This window comes from Rhodococcus sp. IEGM 1302 (genome assembly GCF_030056935.1).
GTDB classification, from domain to species: Bacteria; Actinomycetota; Actinomycetes; order Mycobacteriales; family Mycobacteriaceae; genus Rhodococcus_F; species Rhodococcus_F qingshengii.
Genome location: NZ_JASHKY010000017.1, coordinates 82,636 through 105,110, shown reverse-complemented (window position 1 = coordinate 105,110; position 22,475 = coordinate 82,636). Strand labels below are relative to the sequence as shown.

Here is a 22,475-nt window from a genome sequence, read left to right as displayed (position 1 = left end):
CTCACACCTCCGGCCCCAGTGTGGTGGCATCACAGTCCACGTCGATGGACCGGACGAGTGCCAGCACCGCAGAAGCGGCTTGCCTTACCGAATCACGCATCTCCGCACTCAATCCGATTCCGTCGCCGATCGATTTCGCATGTGCCCCCACCACGAACGTCCGCGGGAGTGTTCCGCCGAGGGCCTGCAGGCTGGCAAACACCGAACTCGGATGCATCGAGTGCGCGTCGAAACCTCCTTGCGGGCCTTCACTTTCGGGGTCCACTTCGATGATCGCGAGCTTGCCTGGGACTCCGGTCGCCGGTAAGGCATCGATCAGGACCAGGGCGTCCCACGACTCCAACAAGTCGTACGCCAGATGCACGCCCCGAATCCCGTAGTCGACCAGGTGAGCTCCCGATGGGAGATTCTCATGCTGCAGCGCCCGAACAACTTCGGGGCCGAATCCGTCGTCTTCGAGAAATATGTTTCCGACACCTGCAATCAGCACGCGCACAGCGCTTTACATCTTTCGCATTCGCAGATAGCGCTGGATGTCCGGCATCGACACCACCAGGACGATCGCGGCTGCGATCGCGGTGGCGCCGAGAAGTGCCGTCGACAGCAATCCCATGCTCCTCATGGCGAGTTCTCCTCTCGATAGCTGTGAAGTTCGATAGCTGTGAGTACGTCACGCGCTGTCGCGCGGCATCGGCTCTATCTCGTCCGGCGCGAAGTACAGGTAGCGGCCGTACCAGTTGTGCAGATCGGCGGCCGGATCGTCCAACAGTGTCACCCCAACATGAATGTCGCCGTCCACGTCTTCATGAATGGTGGCGACGTGGGCGATCCGGCCGTCGAAGAACAGGTCCTGAGCATCAGCGCGGCGTGAGGGGTGGAGCCGAACTGTACTTCCACCAGAGACACGGACGCCGTTGATCAGAACTGCGTCGGTGCGTGGTTGGACACTGGTGTCGGCTTCCGGGGTCCACCAGTCCACACCGTCAGGCACCTCGGGTATCAGATCAGAACCGGCGTGCGGATTTCGCAGCACACCGTGCAGGCCGGCTAGATCGTCGTCCGTCAATCGCTCACATCGGTCGATGATGTCGGCAGCTCTGGAGTCGGTAGCTCGCGCCCGCGCCTTTTCCTCGTCGGTCATGGCAAGGATTCTCAGGGTGAGAATTTCGTCGATCTCGGTCGAGTCGAAGAGAGATCCCTCGCTCTGCGGCGCAATCTCGGGAAAGTCGTACAGGATGATCGGTGACACCAGAACGGTGGGAGATGTGCCAGGGTGAGTGGGGTCCTCGGTCCCCGCAAGCACCGGATAACAGCGATTTTGCCGCAACTGCTCCGAGTGATCTGCTTCTTCGAACAACGACAGGAACCTCGAGCCTGTGCAGTTCACAATGACGTGAGTCCCCAGCATCGATTGCGCGGTGGCCGTGCCCTTGTCCCGTGCGTCGACGCTCGTGGCGTTCATGATCGTCACGGAAATCACCGTGCGTCCGTCCCCGGCGGAGGCGCTCACTGCCAAGAGGCCATTCACCGGAAGCCGTGTCCGAACGATCCGTCCGACCACCCTGCCCCGAGAGTCCGACAAAGTCTCGCCTTCGACAACTCCGGCCGCACAGAAGGTTTCTTCGACGCCGGCCTCGAGTTCGTCCAGACCCCACGGACCCAACACGATCTCGGATTCGGTGGCTTCGTCCCACGAGATCGACTCCCGCTCGCCGACTACCAACCGATCGACCGGGATCCACGCCCCGCCGGCGCCGAGTCGTTCAACCGTCCGCGACTGGTGGTGCAGAAATCTCACAGTCGCAGTCACTTCGACGCCGTTCCGCTCGAATTCGCCGAGCAGACATTGTGCGGACATCGACGGTTCCTCGCCGACTCCGACCTCGGCGGCGCCGGGCGGTCCGAGAACCCCGAACTGCCAACGGGATTGATTCTTCGCCGAGCCGGCCCGGTAGGGATAGAGAAGATATCCCTCGTACAGGACGGCGTCGGCCACGGCCCGAACGTCGTGATCCATCCCCGTTCGAGTCATCGCGGCACCTGGCTCGCCGTCAGCAACTGCCGCACGGCTGAATCGAGGTCCGTGAGGCCGTGCGCTGCCTTGAACCGCACGAGATCGGCAATCGTCTCATGGTCGAGGCGTACCCAACCAGACGCCGGATAATGCGCAGCCATCAGCTGTTTCCACACGTCGACCGGCAATTCGTAGGCAGCAGATCTGTCCCACGGGATCTGCTGCACGGAGAACCCACGCGGTCCGTCGGTGAATACCGTGCCGCTCAGTAGAACCACGATCGGAATCGTTCCGTCTCCGAGTGCGTGCATGTACTTCGACGCCGTCACCGAGAAGTCGTACGTACACGCCATGGGCAAGGCCGCGACCGTTGTTCCGGTGAATCCTTGAACGACCGTGGAACATTCCATCCACAGGAAGGTGCGCAGCGTACTCGACCAACGCTCCCGCGGACCGAAGAGATCGCGCAGACCTTCGCCTTCGGCGTCGGAGTACGGTCGGCGGTGTGGTTCGATTCGTACCTGCGCGCGCAGAGCCACCGCACGGACGGTCGTGCCGGTGGATTCCGACATTCTCAATCTCACCGTCAGATTCGGCGTAACCGCGTACGGTTCCACCTCCATGTTGTCGATCGAGAAGTCGAGAACAGTCATGCCGACCTGCTTCGCGCCTCGACGCGCCCGAAGAACTCGTCCACTGCGCGTGCGGCATCCTGGCCACCGTCGAATCCGCGCCACACGGTGCGCAATCGTCCCACCAGTTCGTAACAGGCGTCGATGGGAACAACGAAGCATCTCGGCGATTGTCCTGACGTGGGCACCGACACGATCAACGCCTCGACGTCGGCCCGCATCTGCGCGAGCCCCGGATTCTCCTCGAGCACAGTCTCGAACGAGTCGATGGGCAGCTCGGATTCGGTAGCTCCGGCCGGTCCCGGATAGAAGACTATGTACTTGTCGAGGAGTGAGTTGCGGAAGAAGAATGCCAGGCCGACGGGGATTTCCAGAGACTCCCACCGGCCAGGGCCGAGGTCGAAGTCCGGAAACTCGAGGTACCGATCGGGAACCGCTTTGTATCGAAGGTCCGCGTCGACCGGTGCAAAGAGTAGATAGCACGGTCGGCACACGCACATCAGGCTCCGGACCTGTACGTCCACGACGTGCTGGTGTTCGTCGCCTATGCCCGCCGCACACATCTCACACCTCGGTCCGGTCGGAACGACACGCGACGAGGCGATTCGTGTGAGCACCTCTCCCACAGTGACTTTCATGACGGGGCTGCGTTCACGGCTAGGTCACCGGTATCACAGAATCGTCAGCAAGCGCGACCGAGAGCACTCCGTCGCGAATCAGCACCGGCACAGGCGCCAGGTGCTCGGAGCCGGTGCCCACCCGCGCTCCCGCCCCGTACACACTGAAGTGGGCAGAGCACGTCGGACAGGTGAGGACAGCGGCGTCTCGGGCAGGACGGCCCATCATGCGTTCGAGCACAGCCCCCGCCATCGAGTGCTCACACACCGGGCAATGGTCGCGATACGCGTACAGATCGTCACCGGAGCGGCAGACCAACAGATCGGTGCCCGACACGCGGAAGCCCGCGACCTCTCCCACCTCGACTTCGGCGAATTCGGGGACCTCCACCCAGTGCGTACCTCCCCCCTCGGCGTGAACGTGCGAGAACAGGGACTCGACCGAAATCACACCCGACTTCAGCTCGTGCGAATCCGGTGTTTCGACGTCGATTCCGGTGGTCTCGGGTGCCGCCGCCTGCACCGCGTCCTGGACCGCGGTTTCGAGGGTCACCGAGGACGAAGGGCAACTGTTACAGCTTCCGAGAAGCCGTAGTCGCACCACGCCGTCCGCCACCTCGATCAGTTCGACGTCGCCTCCGTGCGAACCGAGGTACGGACGCACGCTGTCGAGCGCAGTGCGGACGCGGGTCTCCACGTCGTGCGGGTGAAGTCCGTGCACCAGTAGCAGGCTGGACACCAGATCGTCGCGAACCATCGCATCCATCGTGGCCGGATCTGCCAGAGCGACGGTGCGTTCGAGTGCTGCGCCGTACAACTGCACGACCTCACGCACCAGTTGCTCGGCGCGATCTCTCGCCACCGGGCCTGCGCCGGCGTTGGCCTGCAACAACGTCTCGATGCGCTCACCTGCTCCGCGCCAGTAGTCGGCCGATTGCTCCATCGATCACTCCCCGGTCACGGACTGCGTCGGAGAGTGCAACTTCTCCAGGGTCTTGCCACCGCCGAGATACATGTGAACACCACACGGCAGGCAGGGATCGAAACTACGCACGGTCCGCATGATGTCGATGCCCTTGAAGTGGTCTCGATCGTTCTCCTCGAAGATCGGCTGACCCTGCACGGCATCCTCGTACGGACCGGGGGTTCCGTAGCTGTCGCGCGGGCTCGCATTCCACGGTGTCGGTGGGTACGGGTGATAGTTCGCGATTTTTCCGTCACGAATCACCATGTGGTGTGAGAGAACTCCGCGGACGGCTTCGGTGAATCCGCAACCGATACCCTCGTCCGGGACCTCGAACGACTCCCACGTCTTGGTCCGGCCGGCCCGGATCTCGACAAGCGCCTTCTCGGCGAAATGAAGGGCAGCCGCGGCTGCGTATGCCTGGAAATACGTTCGCGCGCGGTTTCTTTCGAGGGTATTGCTGCCATGTTCGGGAATCTTCCACTCGAGCGAGACAGGACCCTTCAGTGCTGTTTTCGGAAGATTGATCTTCACACTGTGTCCGGTCGACTCCAGGTATCCGATGTCGACCAGGCCGGCCAGAGCGGTGCTCCACAGACGAGCCAATGCTCCCCCGCCCGTGTCCAGAGCAAGGTTGTCTTTTCCGTCGAACCATCGCGGTGACATGACCCAGCTGTACTTGTCCTCGAGGTTCCGCTTCTGCGGGTGGGGGTTGGTGTGCTGATTCCACGGGTGCCTGCGATCGACCGGGTTACCCAGCGGATCGGTTTTGACGAACATCTCCTGATCACTCCAGTCCTCGTAATACGAGGAGCCCAGCATGATTCGGATACCGAGGTTGATGTCCACCAGATCCGTGGTGACCAACTTTCCGTCGACAACCACACCGGGAGTGACAAACATCTTCCGGCCCCAGTCGGTCATGTCCTTGTAGGAGAAATTGCAGTACTCGGGGTCTTGGAACGATCCCCAACAACCCAGCAGGGTCCGCCGCAGGCCAACCTTTTCGTAACCAGGCATCGCCTGGTAGAAGAAGTCGAACAGGTCGTCGTGCATCGGCACGACCTTCTTCATGAATTCGACGTACCGCATCAGCCGCGACATGTAGTCCGTCATCAGTTCGATCGTCGCGACGGTGCCGACGCCGCCGGGATAGAGCGTCGACGGGTGAACGTGCCTGCCCTCCATCAAGCAGAACATTTCGCGAGTCGAACGCGAGACTTGCAACGCTTCGCGATAGAACTCACCCGTGAACGGATTGAGAGTCCGCATGATGTCCGCGATCGTGCGATACCCGTGCTGCTCCTCGTGCGGGCAGCGCGTGTTCTCTGCCTGCGCCAGCACACCGGGATTCGTCTCGGAGACCATCTTCTCGCAGTAGTCGACGGCGACAAGATTCTCTTGAAAGATGTTGTGGTCGAACATGTACTCGGCGGCCTCGCCGAGATTGACGATCCACTCGCCCAGATGCGGCGGCTTGACGCCGTACGCCATGTTCTGTGCGTAGCACGAGCATGTGGCGTGATTGTCACCGCAGATGCCGCAGATACGACTGGTGATGAAATGCGCGTCGCGCGGGTCCTTCCCCTTCATGAACAGGGAATACCCGCGAAAGATCGACGACGTGCTGTGGCACTCCACCACTTCGCGATTGGCGAAGTCGATCTTGGTGTAGATGCCCAGACTGCCGACGATTCGGGTGATGGGGTCCCACGCCATCTCGACAAGACCGTCGCGGTCCGCAGTCGAGGTGGGTTCGGGAACGATGGCCGTCATTGCAGTGCCTCCCAGAGACGTTGCTCACGAACTGATTTGAATGTATCCGGTCGGTCACCACGTACGCGTCGCACCGGTGAGTAATTTCGACCCCCGCTCGCGCCAGTGCGGTTCCTTGTCCAACGTGTTTCCGGTGATCCGGCGGAGACTGTGGATCACGGACCCGTACATTCCCACCGCATTGGTGGAGAGTTTGCCGCCAGGTGGTTCATCCATGAACGGCATGAACTTGTCGGGGAATCCCGGCATCGTGCACCCGATGCAGATCCCGCCGACATTAGGACACCCGCCGACTCCGTTGATCCAACCACGTTTGGGGACATTGCATTTCACGACCGGACCCCAACATCCGAGTTTGACGATGCACTTCGGTGACCCGTACTCCGTCGCGAACTCACCCTGCTCGTAGTACCCACCACGGTCACAGCCCTCGTGTACGGTGGCACCGAAAAGCCACTGCGGGCGCAGGGATTCGTCCAAGGGAATCATCGGCGCCTGATCAGTGGCCATGTACAGAAGGTAGGTCAGGGTCTCGGAGAGGTTGTCCGGCTGAATGGGACACCCGGGAACGCAGACGATCGGGATGCCCGCCTTCGATTTCCAGGTCCACCCGAGATAGTCCGGCACGCCCATCGCACCGGTCGGATTGCCGGCCATCGCATGTATGCCGCCGTAGGTCGCGCACGTACCGACCGCAACTACCGCAGTGGCTTTCGGTGCCAGCTTGTCGAGCCATTCGCTCGTGGTGACCGGTTGGCCGGTTTCGCGATTGTTCCCGAAGCCGCACCAATACCCCTCGTCGTGAAGTTTCTCGTTCGGTATCGATCCTTCGACGACAAGAACAAAGGGTTCCAGTTCTCCGCGGTCGGCTTTCCAAAACCACTCCAGGAAATCGTCAGCGCCACCCTGCGGTCCGCATTCGAAGTCGATGAGCGGCCAATGAACCGCTACCTGCGGCAGGCCGGGCAAGGCGCCGAGCGCGATCTCCTCGATACTGGGTTGCGTGGCTGCAGTGAGCGCCACCGAATCTCCGTCGCAACTGAGACCGGCATTGATCCACAGCACGTGGATCAGAGTTTCTTCCGCTTTGGCCGCTGCGCTTGCGGGGGTAGCTGCGCTTTCGGAGGCAGGTTCCGCCGTGGTGCCAGCAGTCGATTTTTGTGTGTCCATGTCAGCCGCTTTCACGGGTGCACTTGCGCCTTGACTCTCAGCGCCGCGACTGGCCTGACACGCTATGGCCTCAAGACTCTGTGGCCTCGAATTGCCGCGGCACCGAAACGCTGACGCCACCGGAGTCGAACCTCGGCCCACTTGCGTGGCACCCACTCATTTCATTAACTACCCGAGCAGATCAGTTGTCAACGGCCACCGGAGAAATCGCCGAACGACTACCGATCCACTCGTACCACTCGTCCATGCCCTCACCTGTCGTGGCAGACAAAACAACAACGCGCACAGCAGGATTGAGTATTCTCGCCTGCTCGACGCAGGCATCGACGTCGAACTCGACGTATGGGAGCAAGTCGATCTTGTTGATCACCACGAGGTCCGCGACAGCGAAGATGTGTGGGTACTTTTTCGGCTTGTCTGCCCCCTCCGGCGTCGAAATTAGGACAACCTTGCCTTCCTCGCCGAGGTCGAAGAGCGCCGGGCACACCAGGTTTCCGACGTTTTCGATCAGAAGCAGCGATTCTTCAGCGGGATCCAAGGCGCGCAGTGCGCGGTCGATCATCGCGGCATCGAGGTGACATCCGGCCCCGGTATTCACCTGCACCACCGACGCGCCGGTCTCTCGGATCCGCTCGGCGTCGAGCCGGGTTTCCTGGTCACCTTCGATCACGGCTATCGGTCGCTGACATCCGAGCTCCCGGATAGTTCGCGCCAGCAATGTCGTCTTCCCCGCGCCGGGGGAACTCATGATGTTGAGCGCCGTGATTCTGCGGCTCCGCATCCACTGACGATTGTGAACCGCAATGCCGTCGTTCTTGGCGAGCACCTGCTGCTCGAGAATCACGGTGTGGTCGGAGTGGCCGCGCTCATGGTCATGCTCGTGACCGTGCCCATGATCGTCGTGTTCCTGCTCGTGTTCTCCGTCTGCGACTACCGACACCCGAGGTCCTGTGGTGTCCCCGCACCCACACGTCGCGCACATGCTCAGCTCACTTCCATCGACAGGATCCGTAACTCTCGGCCGGCAAGCACCTCGACATCAGCACTGCCGCATTCACACAGCAAGAACATGTCGGGCGGCGAGAACATCACGCCGCAGCTTTTGCATCGCGCGCTGGTTGCAATCTCATCGATGTGCAAGCTGGCACCTTCGGCGTGAGTACCCGCGGTGACGACGTCGAAGCAGAACAGCAGAGAGTGTGGAACCACCGCGCAGAGTTGCCCTACTTCAAGCCGCACGCTCGATACTCGTCGCTCGCCGGCACGCTCACACACGGCTTCGACCACACTCTGCGCAATGGACAGCTCGTGCACGGTGAAACCCACGATTCGTGATCCGGAAACCTCCCTTCCACGATAAGCACCAACGGTCTCTGTGCGTAACCCGTACACGAAAACAGGCTGCGATCCGCAACTATTGCGGATCGCAGCCTGTGACAGCGTTTTTGACGAACGGAAACGTCTAGCCGGCTGCAGCTTGTGTCGTCGTTGTCGTCGATGTTGTCGTCGCCGTGGTCGCGGCGGGCGGTGCACTCGACTGGACCAAAGTCGACGGCGCCACGGTCGACGTCACACTCGGCGTCGCGGCCGGCGCAACCGATGACGTCGTCGGCACCGCGGGTGCCGGTGCTGCAGATCCCGAACCTGCGGGTGCGGGTTGTGCAGCTGCGCCCGTGGTTGTGGTGGGCTTGGCCGAGTCGGTAACCGAAGGCGAAGCAGCCAAGGCATCGATGGCATCCGCCATCTCTTCTGCGGTCGGCTTCGCCGACGAATCGACCGGCTTGCCGTCTTGCGCCTGTTTGGCCAGATAAGTCAGCCACGCCGCTGCATACTCCGCTGACGTCAGGGGCTTGCCGTTTGCAGCATCCGAATCACGCCAGTAGTCGAAGTGGTGACCGACGTCCGGGCCCAAAGTGAGGCCGTACGGATCGTTCATGACGACGGGGATCGTGTTCTGGTTCGTGGCGATGAGGCCGACGATTTCCTTGAACAGTTTCTGCGGCAGGTACGCCAACGGCGACACTTCCTCCGTGGAAACCGAGTCCTTTGCGACTGGCTTGGTGGTGGCCTCGCTCGGCTTGTACGCCGGGTCGGACACCTTCAGCAAGACATCGAGGAAGGTTTCGTCGCTCTGCATCCAGGTGGGATTGCTCGAGATGTCGTTGAACGCGTCGAACATCACGCGTCCCATCACAACCGCGATATCCATGCCGGTGGCGGGCGTCAGATTCTGCGCTTGCAACTGGTCGACGTTGAGCTGCCGACCGACGTTTGCCGCCAGGATCAGGAGTGAAATGTTCTCGGGGGCTGCGCAGGTGAGGTCGCCGTCAGAGCAGAACGACGCAATCTTGCCTTTCAGGGCCCCGAAGTCCCCACTGGTACCTGGAAGTGCACCAGATCCGGAAGCGGTGTTCTTACCGTCCTGATATTGCTCGTTGAAACCGTCAGGGTTCGTGTAGGGGTTTTTCGCGCCGGGGAACGGGCCCTCGCCCGCGAGTCGACCGGCGTCGGCGAAGATCACCACACCGACGACGTTGTCCGGATTGATGCCGGAGGTGCTCGACTCCGAGCCGATGTCCATCGCCACGCGGCGCACTACGTCAGCGCCCTCGCTGTAGCCGACAATCGAGAACTTCGTGTTCGGGCATGCGGCACTGATCGCCTTCATGACCGCTCGCGTGTTGTCCGCGCCCGTCGTCACGGCTTCTTCGTAACTGTCCATGTTGGCGGGGTACGCAATGTAGACCGAGGCGTACGAGCCGTCCTTGACCGACCCGGCGGGCGCCTTGAGTACCGGGTCCACCCAGTGGCTGCTGTAGTCGTCTGTGAGCGCCGCCGGGAGGAGTGTCTTTCCATCCGCACCGACGAGCATCTTCGTCGTACCCTCGACCGGCGTGTCACCGCGACCGGCGACACCGATCCCGACCGTGTCGTGACACTCGGTGACAGACACGGTCAATTCGGTCTCGATCGTCTGCGATTGCGGAGAATCCACGGCAACTGCGACCGCGACCAGTGCGGCCACGCCGAGCGCTGCGGGCGCTACTGCACCCGCCAGTATTCGATGTCGCGAAAAGAACCCACGAACCGGCATATCTTCTCCCCAATCAACTTTTGGAAAACGTACGACCGACCCCCGGGGCGTCACGCAACGTCATTCGAGTAGTCGTCCAGTACGAGAGGAGCGTTACAACGGGTAACGATTTTCCGTGGCGACTCGGGAGGGAATCGGGAGCGCAAACGCCTCATTTCCGCTGCATAACACCGACGTGCACCTACTCCGCGTCGAAGATAATGACCTGTCGGATTGCTTTTCCGTCGGCGAGTTCGTCCATACCCGAATTGATGTCGGCCAATTCGATTCGCGAGGAAATGAGCTTCTCGACCGGCAGCTTCCCGTCGCGCCACAACTGCGCGTAGATCGGGATGTCGCGGGACGGGACCGCAGATCCCAGGTAGCTGCCGATAATGGTCCGCGCTTCGGCGACCAGTCCGAGAGGTGAGATCGACGAGCGCGCGTCAGGCGCCGGCAACCCGACCGTGACGGTCGTGCCACCCGCTGCCGTCGCAGCCACCGCTGTCTCGAAGGCCCGAGCATTTCCCGCGGCCTCGACGACGATGTCTGCGCGAACGCCACTCTCGGACAGGCCGGACGGTGTGAAGACCTCGGTCGCGCCCAGTTCCAGCGCCTGAGCCAGCTTGGATTCCAGCGCGTCGACACCGATGACGTTCTCGACCCCGAGTGCCCTCGCCGTCAGGATTGCGGCCATCCCGACGCCACCCAAGCCGACCACCATCACGGTGTCTGCCGGGCGAGGCTTCGCCGCGTTGAGGAGCGCTCCCCCACCGGTCAACACCGCACAACCGAGTACGGCTGCAATTTCGGCCGGGATGTCGTCGTCGACGGGAACAACCGACTTGGCGTTGACCACAGCATGCGTCGCGAAACCCGAAACACCGAGATGATGTTTGACGTTCTCGCCGGAGCGCCGCAGTCGATGCGCGCCACCGAGCAAACTGCCGTCGTTGTTGGCAGCGCTACCCACCGTGCAAGGCATCCGGCCGTCAGTGGCGCATCCCGCACATTCACCGCACCGTGGAAGAAAAGTCATCACGACGCGGGTGCCCACCGACAACGAATCAACTCCGTCGCCGAGTTCGATGATTCGACCTGCCGCCTCATGGCCCAACAACATCGGCACGGGTCGTACCCGATTGCCGTCGACCACGGAGAGGTCGGAGTGACAAAGCCCGGCAGCTTCGATCTTGACCAGGATCTCACCCGGGCCCGGGGATTCGAGGTCGAGTTCCGAAATCGAAATCGGAGTCGACTCTGCGAAGGGACGCTTCCGGCCGATCTCTTCGAGCACTGCACCACGGATCTTCAACTGCACACCCCGATTTCGATAGTTCGAACTACTTGCCCACGATCCCGCGTACCGACGCGGGGAGGTCACGAACCCGCTTGTACGGACCCACGACGGCGGCTGCAAACGGCCTCGTCAAGAGCACCTGCGCCACCTCGAGCACCTCTTCGGAGGTGACTGCGTCGATGGTTGCGAGCGTCTGCGCAACACTGCGATGGTTGCCGTAGTTCAGTTCGCTGCGACCGATACGGTTCATGCGTGAGCCTGAATCTTCCAGTGCCAGAACCAATCCGCCGCGCAGCGATCCCTTGGCGCGGGCGATCTCGGCATCGGTGATTCCGTCCGTCGCCACGTTCGCGAGTACCTCGCGGATCACCGTGGCAACCTCCCCGAGGTTCTCCGGCTGGCAACCTGCATACACGGAGAACGCTCCGGTGTCCGCGAAGGTGTCGACGCCCGAATAGACGGAGTACGCAAGCCCGCGCTTCTCCCGAATCTCTTGGAAAAGACGAGAACTCAGCCCACCGCCCACTGCGGCGTTGAGCACCGACAGCGCCCAGCGATGGCCCTCGTGCCGGCCGAACGCGCGTACCCCGAGCGCAAGGTGGACCTGCTCGCTGTCGCGGTGGGTCAAGCTCAGTTCAGGCATCGTGCGCAACCGCAGAGTGCCTTCGCGCCGCGGCGCCGGCTTGACCCCGCGCTCGAGATGTCCGGCAAATGCACGGCGAGCGAGCGTCACTACCTGCTTGTGGTCGACGTTTCCCGCTACGGCCAGCACCATCCGCTGCGGTGTGTAACGCCGAACATGGAAGGAATGCAACTGATTGCGCGACATCGACTCGATCGATTCGACGCTACCGATGATCGGACGGCCGACAGGATGATCGCCGAACAACGCGGTCAGGAACGCGTCGCCGAGCAAGTCTTCCGGATCGTCGTCACGCATCGCGATCTCTTCGAGCACTACTTGCCGCTCGACATCGACGTCCGCGGTTCTGCAACGCCCTCGCAGCACGACGTCGGCGACAAGGTCAACCGCCATCGGAAGGTCGTCGTCGATCACGTGCGCGTAGAAACAGGTGTGTTCCTTCGACGTGAATGCATTGAGTTCGCCGCCCACACCATCCATGACCTGCGCGATGTCCAACGCCGTCCGTGACGGCGTCGACTTGAACAGCAGGTGCTCGAGAAAATGCGCGGCACCGGCCACACTCGGCTGCTCGTCGCGCGAGCCGACTCCGACCCACACACCGACGGAGGCGGAACGCACACCGGGAATGAACTCGGTGACGACGCGCAGGCCGCCGGGAAGGACCGTGCGCTGTACTCCGGATTCGGGAGTCGCATCGATCGGAGATTTCAGCACAGCGCTGCGGCTGCGCGTGGTGTTGGGAGTGGTCTTTGCCATGAAAAGGTTCAGCAGTCCTCGGTGCAAGTGGTCAATCAGGTATCTACAGGCTCTGTGTCTACAGACAGTACAGATGCGGCCCCGCACGGAAATCCGCGCGGGGCCGCATCAGAGTACGAAGTGAGATCTACTCGGAAGCAGCCTCGTCGGCGGCCGGAGCGGCAGCCTCGTCGTTGCCCTCTTCGACCGGGATCAGCGAGATCTTGCCACGTGCGTCGATGTCAGCGATCTCGACGCGAATCTTGGATCCGACGTTGACCACGTCTTCGACCTTGGCAATGCGCTTACCGCTGCCCAGCTTCGAGATGTGCACCAGTCCGTCGCGTCCCGGCAGGAGCGAAACGAAGGCACCGAAGGCGGTGGTCTTGACGACCGTGCCCAGGAACCGCTCGCCGACCTTGGGGAGCTGCGGGTTGGCAATGGCGTTGATCATGTCGATCGCGGCCTGTGCAGACGGTCCATCGGTGGCGCCGACGAACACGGTGCCGTCGTCTTCGATGGAGATGTTGGCACCGGTCTGCTCGGTGATGGAGTTGATCATCTTGCCCTTGGGGCCGATGACCTCACCGATCTTGTCGACGGGGACCTTGATGGCCGTCACGCGGGGAGCGAACGGGCTCATCTCGTCCGGGGTGTCGATGGCTTCCGCCATGACCTCGAGGATCGTGGTCCGTGCGTCCTTCGCCTGCGAGAGTGCACCGGCGAGGACCTGCGACGGGATGCCGTCGAGCTTCGTGTCCAGCTGCAGGGCCGTGACGAAGTCCTTGGTACCTGCGACCTTGAAGTCCATGTCGCCGAAGGCGTCTTCGGCGCCGAGGATGTCGGTCAGCGCGACGTAGCGGGTTTCGCCGTCGACCTGGTCGGAGACCAGACCCATGGCGATACCGGCAACCGGAGCGCGAAGCGGCACACCGGCGTTGAGCAGTGCGAGCGTGGACGCGCACACCGAGCCCATCGAGGTGGAACCGTTGGAGCTCAGAGCCTCGGAGACCTGGCGAATCGCGTAAGGGAACTCTTCGACGCTGGGCAGAACCGGCATGAGAGCGCGCTCGGCGAGTGCACCGTGACCGATTTCGCGACGCTTCGGCGAACCGACGCGGCCCGTCTCACCGGTGGAGTACGGCGGGAAGTTGTAATGATGCATGTAGCGCTTGGTGGTCTCGGGACCGAGCGAGTCGACCTGCTGAGCCATCTTCACCATGTCGAGAGTGGTGACACCCAGGATCTGGGTCTCGCCACGCTCGAACAGTGCGGAGCCGTGTGCGCGCGGGATGATCGCGACCTCGGCGGACAGCGAACGGATGTCCGTGACGCCGCGGCCGTCGATGCGGAACTGATCGCGCAGGATGCGCTGGCGAACCAGCTTCTTGGTGAGCGAGCGGAACGCTGCTCCCAGTTCCTTCTCGCGGCCTTCGAAGTTGGGTGCAACCTGCTCGAGAACCTCGACCTTGACCTCGTCGGTCTTGTCGTCGCGTTCCTGCTTGCCGGCGATTGTCAGTGCGGCATTGAGCTTTTCGGACGCAGCAGCCTCGACGGCAGCAAAAACGTCGTCCTGGTACGCCGGGAAGACCGGGTAGTCACCCGTGGGCTTTGCAGCCTTGGATGCAAGTGCTGCCTGTGCAGCGCACAGGCGTGCGATGAACGGCTTGGCGGCCTCGAGGCCCTCGGCGACAATGGCCTCGGTCGGTGCCTGAGCGCCGTCGGCGATCTTCGCGATGACGTTGTCGGTGGCCTCGGCCTCGACCATCATGATCGCGACGTCGGCGTCGTCACCGCTACCGGAAACGACGCGGCCGGCGACGACCATGTCGAAGACGGCGTTCTCGAGCTGATCGACCGTCGGGAATGCAACCCACTGGCCGGTCTTGTTCTCGTCCGAGACGATGAGTGCAACGCGCACGCCACCGACGGGTCCGGAGAACGGCAGGCCCGCGATCTGCGTCGACGCGGAAGCGGCGTTGATGGCCACGACGTCGTACAGATCCTGCGGGTTGAGGCTCATGACCGTGACGACGACCTGGATCTCGTTACGGAGACCGTCGACGAAGGACGGGCGCAGCGGCCGGTCGATGAGGCGGCAAGTCAGGATCGCGTCGGTGGAGGGGCGTCCCTCACGACGGAAGAACGAACCGGGGATGCGGCCCGCTGCGTACATACGCTCTTCGACGTCCACCGTCAGGGGGAAGAAGTCGAAGTGCTCCTTGGGGTGCTTGCTGGCGCTCGTGGCGGACAGCAGCATGGTCTCGTCGTCCAGGTAAGCAACGACGGCGCCGGCGGCCTGCTGAGCAAGGCGTCCGGTCTCGAAACGGATGGTGCGGGTACCGAAGGACCCGTTGTCGATCACGGCGGTGGATTCGAACACGCCTTCGTCGACCTCTACTACGGAATTCTCTGTCATTCTTTTCTCTTCACTTCCCTCTCGTCTTCGCCGTACCCGCGCGGGCGTTTCCACCCTCCTGGTGGAAACTGCGCACCGAGGGACGTCCCCCTCTTGAATTGCAGACGCTCCTTGCGATGCGAGCGATTTCTGCTTCGGGACGTCACGACGTTCGGGCGGCCGTCGATCGAAGTCCGCCGGAGCTTTCGGGCACTTGCCCGGTCCGGAGAACCACTACCGACAACCGACACCACGTTCTCTGGTGCATACGGTGTGCTGGCTGCGTACTGCACAACTGCGCCTAGACAACTGTGCATAGCGCCGACAGCGGAAACTGCCTTGCGGCAGCTAACGCCGAAAGCCAGCGAAGCCAAGTATATGCGTGGCTTCGCCGGCTGACGGAGTGTTCGGCAAACCGAAGCATGCCGTGTTGCTTTCGATCAGCGTCGTGAGAAAAATCTAGCGACGCAGGCCGAGACGCTCGATGAGCGTGCGGTAGCGAGCGACGTCGGTCTTTGCCACGTACTTCAGCAGACGACGACGGCGACCGACCATCAAGAGCAGTCCACGACGCGAGTGGTGGTCATGCTTGTGGGTCTTGAGGTGCTCGGTGAGATCGGTGATGCGCTTGGTGAGCATTGCCACCTGAGCTTCAGGCGATCCCGTGTCGGTCTCGTGCAAGCCGTACTCGCCGAGAACGGCCTTCTTTTCTTCCGTGGTCAATGCCACTTGATTCACTCCTGTGATGACGTTTGCGTGAAAGGAACTAGATCGGGCGCGGCCACCGCAAACCGCAGCACGCACCGAGAGAAGATCCTACCAGCAGCAATGAGGCGCTCTCGCCCACCTGGAGCGAATGTGGCGGCCGCCACTGACACAGGAGGAACTCAACCGACGCTACGTTCTGCATCCTCACTCAGAATCCGGCGTGCGCGTTCGACATCTCGGTTCATCGCCGTGATGAGCGACTCGATCGAGTCGAACTTCTCCATACCGCGAATCCGCGAAACCAGGTCGACCGCGACGTGTTGTCCGTACAGGTCTGCTTCGGTGTCGAGAACGTATGCCTCGACGGTTCGGGTCCGGCCGGAGAAGGTCGGATTGGTACCCACAGACACCGCGGCTTGGTATCGGCGACCGGGAACGACGGTTCCGAGTTCCTCGCCGGCACCGAGCACCGTGAACCACGCCGCGTACACGCCGTCGGCCGGAATCGCCGAAAACATCGGCGGTGCAACGTTGGCCGTCGGGAACCCCAACTCGCGTCCACGCTTGTCACCGTGGACGACCACACCTTCGACACGATGTGGACGGCCCAGAGCTTCGGTAGCCGCTTCCATGTCGCCTGCGTCGACGCACGAGCGGATGTAGGTCGACGAGAACGTCACCGCATGCTCGGCGAGCAGCTGGACGCCGTCGACGGCAAAGCCGAAGCGAGCGCCCATTTCACGAAGAAGATCGACATTGCCGAGCGCCTTCTTGCCGAAGGTGAAGTTGTCCCCCACCACGACCTCGGCGACATGTAGACGTTCGACGAGAATCTCGTGGACGTAGCGCTCCGGCGTCAGCTTCATGAAATCAGCGGTGAACGGCATCACGCAGAACACGTCGATGCCCAGATCCTGAGCCAATTCCGCACGCCGTTGCAGCGTCGTCAACTGGGCTGGATGACTACCCGGCCGCACAACCTCCATGGGATGCGGGTCGAACGTCATCAACACGCTCGGAACACCACGTTTGCGGGCAGCGGTAACCGCTCTCGCTATCAATTGGGCATGCCCACGATGCACACCGTCGAACACACCGATAGTGAGCACACAACGACCCCAATCGGCCGGAACTTCGTCGAGACCACGCCATCTCAGCACGATTGGCAGCCTACGGGTCCACCGGCGGCGGGTCACGTTCGGACCCGCCCAGCGAATCACCGCTGTGCTGCCGCTCACGTACGGAAGATCCGGATTTCGTAGCCTAAGCTAAGCGTTGTGGCAGCTCACAAGACCGGAACCTCGGAAGCATCATCGACGTCGGACGGCGACAGCACTTCGGCGCACGACGCGGCAATCGACACGCTCGCACTCTCGTCGGTGGCCCAGGACTACCTCAAGGTCATCTGGACTATCCAGGAGTGGTCCCACGAGCGGGTTTCCACCAAGCTCCTGTCCGAGAAAATGAGCGTCTCGGCCTCGACGGTGTCCGAGGCGATCCGCAAACTCTCGGACCAGGGCCTGGTCGATCACGCCCGCTACGGATCCATCGCCCTGACCGACAGCGGCCGCGCCGCCGCCGTCTCCATGGTCCGGCGCCACCGGTTGATCGAGACCTATCTGGTTCAGGAACTCGGATACGGCTGGGACGAAGTCCACGACGAGGCCGAAGTCCTCGAACACGCCGTTTCCGATCTGATGATCTCGCGGATGGACGCCAAACTGGGCTTCCCCGAACGTGACCCGCACGGTGATCCCATTCCCGCCACCGACGGTTCGGTGCCGACTCCCCCGGCCCGCCAGCTCAGCGACTTCGCCAACGGTGAGCGGGGCCGCGTTGCCCGGATCTCCGATTCCGATCCCGAAATGCTCCGGTACTTCGATTCCGTCGGCGTCAGTCTCGATGTCGAGATCACCGTCGAGGAGCGCCGCGATTTCGCCGGGACAGTGGCCGTTCGACTCGGCGACAGCCCCAACACCATCGACTTGGGAAGTCCAGTCGCTCAAGCAATTTGGCTCGTCTAGCCGAGGTAGTCAAAGCGGCAGTCGGTATCGGCGTTCCACGGGCCGGACGCCGTCGGTCCGGGTCCAGTCGGCGAGCCTCTCGTCGACGTACACCCACCCTCGACGCTCGTACAGTGCGATCGCCGGCAAAGCGTCGTCGACGACGTCGAGCACCAGTTCCAACCGACCCTCGGCTGCGAAATCCGTCACGGCATCGAGTAGCGCATCGCTGAGGCCGTTTCCACGTGAGCCAGGATGAACGAACAATCGCGACACGGCTATCGATCCCGCGGTTCTGGGCGCACCTGCGACCTCGCTGTCGACGGCCACATGACCGACAACACGACCGTCGCTCTCACCGACCCACGCCTTCACCACCGTGGGCGAACTGAGCCAGCGGTGCGGGTTCTGCGGCCACGTGTTCGGATATCCGTCGCACTCGTGGACCTGTGCCAGCGCATCGACGCAACCGTCGAGGTCGCCGTCGACACGCTCGCGGACGATCACCCGCGAAGCGTCGCCGGTCGCACGACCATCACCGAACTGGCGCGTCGACCCTTCTCCTGCAGAAGCGCAATCGTGTGACCGGTGGGATCGATCGCCGCACAGATCCCCTTCATCCCGATCGGCTCGAGCCAGCGCCCCTGGCTGATCGCCTCGGCTTCCTCCGCCGTGATCTGCCGATGCGGAAAAGCCGTCTGCGCGGCCTGATCGATGTCGAGGCTCACACCCGGCTGATCCGCGAGATCTTCGAGCGTGCGCGCATGTTCGAGAGTGAACGGCCCGACGCGGGTGCGGCGCAATGCCGTCAAATGACCGCCGACGCCCAATTCACGACCGAGGTCGCGGGCAAGCGAGCGGATGTACGTACCGGACGAGCACTCCACGTCGACGTCCAGATCGACGAAGCCACCCGGGACATCGCGCCGAGCCAGAACCTCGAAAGTCGACACCGTTACCGGGCGCGGCGCCAGCTCGACGGTTTCTCCCGCACGCACCAGAGCATGTGCGCGCTGACCGTCCACCTTGATAGCGCTCACGCTTGCCGGGATCTGCTTGATGTCCCCGGTCAGCGTGGCCACGATCGCCGCGATCTCCGCGTCCGTCACCTGCGAAGCGTCTGCGGAGGTCAGGACCTCCCCCTCGGCATCGTCCGTGTCCGTCGCTGCCCCGAGGCGAATGGTCGCCGAGTACGCCTTGGTTGTCAGCGCCAGGAGTCCGAGCAACTTGGTCGCACGCTCGACGCCGAGAACGAGAACACCGGTCGCCATGGGATCCAGCGTCCCGGCGTGTCCCACCTTCCGGGTGTTCAACAACTTGCGGCACCGAGCGACCACGTCGTGGCTGGTGATACCCGCCTCTTTGTCGACAATCAGAATTCCGGCGCCGACAAGACCGGAGGAAGGCTTTTCACGAGCTGACACGTGTGCCGATTCTGCCAGTCGCGCTCACTGCACCGAAATTGCCGTCAGGATGAGTCCGTCCGACACCAACCACCTGCCGTCGAAAGAGGTGAGCGGCGGACCGGACGTCGCCTCACCGGGGACCAGCAGACGCGAGTTGAAAGTGCCGGACGTTTCCGACTCCACCTCGAACGTGATGTGGGCGTCCTCGAAACCCAACCAGCGCCCGGTGAGTGGAAACCACGCCTTGTACGTGGCTTCCTTCGCGCAGAAGAGCACTCGATCCCAGTGCACCGGACCGCCGGTTTCCTGAGTGTCCAACCACGTTCGTTCCGCCTCGATGCTGACCGCGGGCAATACCCCGTCCGGCAGCGGGCCGTGCGGTTCGGCGTCGATACCGAGTGAGCGGACCTGCATGGAGTACGCCAGGACAGCGCCGCGGTAGCCGTCGCAATGGGCGAGGCTCCCGACCACTCCCTGCGGCCAGAGCGGCGCACCACGCTCACCGCGCATGACAGCGGCAGACGGAACACCGAGCTTGCCCATCGCCTGACGCGCAAGGTGCCGGGTGGTCACGAACTCACGACGACGCTTCTCGACCGCGCGGCCGATCAACGCTTCCTCACTGGGGTGCGGAACCAGACCGGGCGGATCGACGAAGGCCTCGGCCGTCGCAACTCCACCGGGAAGAATCTGTTCGATCACGTAGCGATACCTCTCAGCGTGCGGCGCGCATGCGCTCGACTTCGGCTTCCTGCTCCGGCGTGACCTTGAAGTGGCCACCCCACTTGTTGAGCGTTCCCGGCGGGTACTCCGGAACGGGAAGAATCTGACGCAACAACTTCTCCGGCAGTCCACGCCGACGCCACTCGCGCGGGTATCCGAGTGAGACTTCCTCGAAGCGGACGCCGTCGTAGTACGTGGTTCGAGGGATGTGCAGGTGCCCGTACACCGAGCACACCGCGTTGTACTTCACGTGCCAGTCGGCGGTAGCGGTGGTTCCGCACCACAGTGCGAACTCCGGATACATGAGCACGTCCGTCGGCTGCCGGACCATCGGGAAATGGTTCACGAGAACGGTTCTTGTGCCTTCGGGAAGCGCATCCAACCGCGCCTGGGTGTACTCGATCCTCGCCCGGCACCATGCGTCGCGCGTGGCATACGGCTGCGGTGAGAGCAGGAACTCGTCGGTGGCGACGACGTTCTTGTCACGCGCGATCTCGAGCCCGTGTTCCTTGTCTCGCGCACCTTCCGGCAGGAAGGAGTAGTCGTAGAGAAGAAACATCGGGACGACCGTGACCGGTCCCTCGTCTCCCTCCCACACCGGGAACGGGTCCTCGGGTGTGATGACGTCGAGTTCGCGGCACATGTTGACCAGGTACTCGTAGCGCGGCGCTCCGTGAATCTGAACCGGATCCTTGGCGGTCGTCCACAGTTCGTGGTTGCCCGGAATCCAGATGACCTTTGCGAATCGGCTGCGAAGGAGCTTCAACGCCCACCGAATGTCGTCAGTTTTCTCGGAAACATCTCCGGCGAGAATGAGCCAGTCGTCAGGCGAATCCGGAAACAGTTCCTCCGTCATCGGCTTGTTGCCGTTGTGACCGACATGAATGTCGCTCACCGCCATCAGCTTTGCTGCCACGATCCCTCTGCTTCCTCAGTTGAACTTCCGCGCTTCGCCGTCGCCGGACCTGTCACGGCCCACTTGCCGGAAAACGCTCGCCACGACACCGCGACCATCCGAAGTACTACGAACACGGTAAGCCCTGCCCAAATTCCGGCCAGCCCCCAGTCGTAGGCGAGAGAGAGCCAGATCGCGGGCAGAAACCCGAGAACGGCGCACAGCATGGTCGCGTTGCGCAGAAACACCACGTCCCCGGCGCCGAGTAGAACACCGTCGAGTGCGAAGACGATTCCCGCCACCGGCATGATCGCGACGAAGAACCACCATGCAATCGACATCTGACCGAGCACCTCGGCGTCGGACGTGAAGAGTCCGGGGATCACGGAGTGGCCGGCGGCGAAGAAGATCGCGAGCACCACGGCAAATACCGTCGACCATGCGGTGATCCGCCAGGTCATCCTTTTCGCCGCGGCTGCGAATCCACCGCCGAGCGCCGCTCCGATCAGCGTCTGAGCTGCGATCGCCAAGGAATCGAGAAGGAGCGAAACCAGGTTCCACAGTTGGAGGACGACTTGGTGTGCACCGACTACAGCCGCACCGAACCTCGACGCCACTGCAGCCGCGGAAACGAAACACGCTTGGAATGCGAGGCTGCGCAGAATCAGGTCACGGCCCATCAGCATCTGCGCCCGCATGATCGCAAAATGTGGTCGAGCCGAAACCGGTTCACGAAAGAGCGCCCAGGCGAACAGCACACCCGAAATACTCTGGCCCACCAGATTCGCAACAGCTGATCCTTCGAGTTCCAGACGCGGAGCACCGAGCAAGCCATGCACCAGAATCGGACACAACACCGCCGAAATACCCAGGCCGACAAGGACGAACCGCAGCGGTCGCACCGTGTTCTGAACCCCGCGCATCCAGCCGTTGCCGGCCAGGGCCACCAGGATGAGTGGAACACCCAACACCGCTATCCGGAGCCAACTTTCCGCAGCCGCGGCGATGTCGGGAGTCCCGGCCACCGCCGAAGTCAGCGGGCCGGCGATCACCTGCACGATCACGACCAAGGCCAAGCCGATCGCGGCCGCCAGCCAGGTCGCCTGAACACCCTCGCCCACCGCGTCGCGCTCGCGGCCCGCCCCGTGCAGCCGTGCGGCCCGCGCCGTGGTGCCGTACGACAAGAAGGTCAGCTGCGTACTCACCAACGACAGGATCAGACCACCGACTGCCAATCCGGCCAGCGGAAGCGCCCCGAGTCGGCCGACCACGGCGATGTCGAACAACAGATAGAGGGGTTCGGCCGCCAGTACCCCGAGTGCCGGAAACGCCAGGGAAAAGATTCGACGCCCAGTGACGTCGAAATCAGCTGCCGAAGATCCCGCCGAGGTGGCGTCAGATTCGCTCAATGCCGC

22 protein-coding genes are annotated in these 22,475 nt (G+C 62.7%); 1 reads left to right on the top strand and 21 read right to left on the bottom strand.

Annotated features, from left to right (window positions below):
• Position 1: 1 nt before the first annotated feature.
• The 16 genes from QM609_RS20975 to QM609_RS20905 all read right to left on the bottom strand — a co-directional run bounded on the left by QM609_RS20975 (position 2) and on the right by QM609_RS20905 (position 17,193).
• Positions 2 to 496 (bottom strand): hydrogenase maturation protease, encoded by a 495-nt coding sequence (locus tag QM609_RS20975; RefSeq protein ID WP_047271381.1) that lies wholly within the window; start codon positions 494 to 496, stop codon positions 2 to 4.
• A gap of 6 nt (positions 497 to 502) precedes the next feature.
• Positions 503 to 622: a DUF6893 family small protein gene (locus QM609_RS29295; protein WP_003942178.1), complete on the bottom strand. Its 120-nt coding sequence runs from the start codon at positions 620 to 622 to the stop codon at positions 503 to 505.
• Positions 623 to 670: 48 nt separating this feature from the next.
• Positions 671 to 2,032, bottom strand: a complete 1,362-nt coding sequence (locus tag QM609_RS20970) for a hypothetical protein (RefSeq protein WP_050655149.1) — start codon at positions 2,030 to 2,032, stop codon at positions 671 to 673.
• Positions 2,029 to 2,667 carry a DUF6084 family protein gene (locus QM609_RS20965; RefSeq protein ID WP_007735081.1) on the bottom strand — a complete coding sequence of 213 codons (639 nt, stop codon included), beginning with the start codon at positions 2,665 to 2,667 and terminating at the stop codon, positions 2,029 to 2,031. Before QM609_RS20965 ends, QM609_RS20970 begins: the two co-directional genes overlap by 4 nt.
• Entirely contained in the window at positions 2,664 to 3,284 is a 621-nt protein-coding gene (locus QM609_RS20960; RefSeq protein ID WP_042922570.1) for a DUF5947 family protein, read from the bottom strand. The genes QM609_RS20965 and QM609_RS20960 overlap by 4 nt, the downstream gene beginning before the upstream one ends.
• Positions 3,285 to 3,303: 19 nt before the next feature.
• The gene (locus tag QM609_RS20955; protein ID WP_050655150.1) at positions 3,304 to 4,206 is read right to left on the bottom strand and encodes a NifU family protein; all 903 of its coding nucleotides are present in this window, start codon (positions 4,204 to 4,206) and stop codon (positions 3,304 to 3,306) included.
• Between the two features lie 3 nt (positions 4,207 to 4,209).
• Positions 4,210 to 6,003: a nickel-dependent hydrogenase large subunit gene (locus QM609_RS20950; protein WP_007735075.1), complete on the bottom strand. Its 1,794-nt coding sequence runs from the start codon at positions 6,001 to 6,003 to the stop codon at positions 4,210 to 4,212.
• Positions 6,004 to 6,057: 54 nt separating this feature from the next.
• Positions 6,058 to 7,173, bottom strand: a complete 1,116-nt coding sequence (locus QM609_RS20945) for an NADH-quinone oxidoreductase subunit B family protein (protein WP_042922651.1) — start codon at positions 7,171 to 7,173, stop codon at positions 6,058 to 6,060.
• Positions 7,174 to 7,354: 181 nt separating this feature from the next.
• Positions 7,355 to 8,155, bottom strand: coding sequence for a hydrogenase nickel incorporation protein HypB (gene hypB / locus QM609_RS20940; RefSeq protein ID WP_050655151.1), 801 nt, complete (start codon positions 8,153 to 8,155; stop codon positions 7,355 to 7,357).
• 2 nt (positions 8,156 to 8,157) lie between these two features.
• Entirely contained in the window at positions 8,158 to 8,487 is a 330-nt protein-coding gene (hypA, locus tag QM609_RS20935; protein WP_073512368.1) for a hydrogenase maturation nickel metallochaperone HypA, read from the bottom strand.
• 148 nt (positions 8,488 to 8,635) lie between these two features.
• Positions 8,636 to 10,267, bottom strand: coding sequence for a cutinase family protein (locus QM609_RS20930; RefSeq protein ID WP_283337407.1), 1,632 nt, complete (start codon positions 10,265 to 10,267; stop codon positions 8,636 to 8,638).
• Positions 10,268 to 10,448: 181 nt separating this feature from the next.
• Positions 10,449 to 11,561, bottom strand: a complete 1,113-nt coding sequence (locus tag QM609_RS20925) for an alcohol dehydrogenase catalytic domain-containing protein (protein WP_007735068.1) — start codon at positions 11,559 to 11,561, stop codon at positions 10,449 to 10,451.
• Between the two features lie 28 nt (positions 11,562 to 11,589).
• Positions 11,590 to 12,948, bottom strand: a complete 1,359-nt coding sequence (locus QM609_RS20920) for a M16 family metallopeptidase (protein WP_003942169.1) — start codon at positions 12,946 to 12,948, stop codon at positions 11,590 to 11,592.
• 127 nt (positions 12,949 to 13,075) lie between these two features.
• Positions 13,076 to 15,346, bottom strand: coding sequence for a polyribonucleotide nucleotidyltransferase (locus QM609_RS20915; RefSeq protein WP_050655152.1), 2,271 nt, complete (start codon positions 15,344 to 15,346; stop codon positions 13,076 to 13,078).
• 438 nt (positions 15,347 to 15,784) lie between these two features.
• A complete protein-coding gene (gene rpsO / locus QM609_RS20910) occupies positions 15,785 to 16,054 on the bottom strand; it encodes a 30S ribosomal protein S15 (protein WP_007735061.1) in 270 nt (89 codons plus the stop codon).
• Positions 16,055 to 16,212: 158 nt separating this feature from the next.
• Positions 16,213 to 17,193 carry a bifunctional riboflavin kinase/FAD synthetase gene (locus QM609_RS20905; protein ID WP_003942148.1) on the bottom strand — a complete coding sequence of 327 codons (981 nt, stop codon included), beginning with the start codon at positions 17,191 to 17,193 and terminating at the stop codon, positions 16,213 to 16,215.
• A 117-nt stretch (positions 17,194 to 17,310) separates the two neighbouring features.
• Here QM609_RS20905 and QM609_RS20900 point away from each other — a divergent pair, with 117 nt between their 5' ends.
• Positions 17,311 to 18,057 (top strand): metal-dependent transcriptional regulator, encoded by a 747-nt coding sequence (locus QM609_RS20900; protein ID WP_050655153.1) that lies wholly within the window; start codon positions 17,311 to 17,313, stop codon positions 18,055 to 18,057.
• Between the two features lie 9 nt (positions 18,058 to 18,066).
• On the opposite strand, the gene QM609_RS20895 is transcribed toward QM609_RS20900, so the two are convergent.
• From QM609_RS20895 to QM609_RS20875, 5 genes are read right to left on the bottom strand one after another with little or no spacing between them, the layout of a single operon-like run.
• Positions 18,067 to 18,543, bottom strand: coding sequence for a GNAT family N-acetyltransferase (locus tag QM609_RS20895; protein WP_050655154.1), 477 nt, complete (start codon positions 18,541 to 18,543; stop codon positions 18,067 to 18,069).
• The gene (truB, locus tag QM609_RS20890; RefSeq protein ID WP_020907442.1) at positions 18,540 to 19,460 is read right to left on the bottom strand and encodes a tRNA pseudouridine(55) synthase TruB; all 921 of its coding nucleotides are present in this window, start codon (positions 19,458 to 19,460) and stop codon (positions 18,540 to 18,542) included. Before truB ends, QM609_RS20895 begins: the two co-directional genes overlap by 4 nt.
• Positions 19,461 to 19,484: 24 nt before the next feature.
• Complete coding sequence (locus QM609_RS20885; RefSeq protein WP_283337405.1) at positions 19,485 to 20,144, bottom strand: 4'-phosphopantetheinyl transferase family protein; 660 nt, start codon at positions 20,142 to 20,144, stop codon at positions 19,485 to 19,487.
• 13 nt (positions 20,145 to 20,157) lie between these two features.
• Positions 20,158 to 21,081, bottom strand: coding sequence for a metallophosphoesterase family protein (locus QM609_RS20880; RefSeq protein WP_007735051.1), 924 nt, complete (start codon positions 21,079 to 21,081; stop codon positions 20,158 to 20,160).
• A complete protein-coding gene (locus tag QM609_RS20875) occupies positions 21,066 to 22,469 on the bottom strand; it encodes an MATE family efflux transporter (protein ID WP_047271484.1) in 1,404 nt (467 codons plus the stop codon). Before QM609_RS20875 ends, QM609_RS20880 begins: the two co-directional genes overlap by 16 nt.
• Between the last annotated feature and the right edge of the window lie 6 nt (positions 22,470 to 22,475).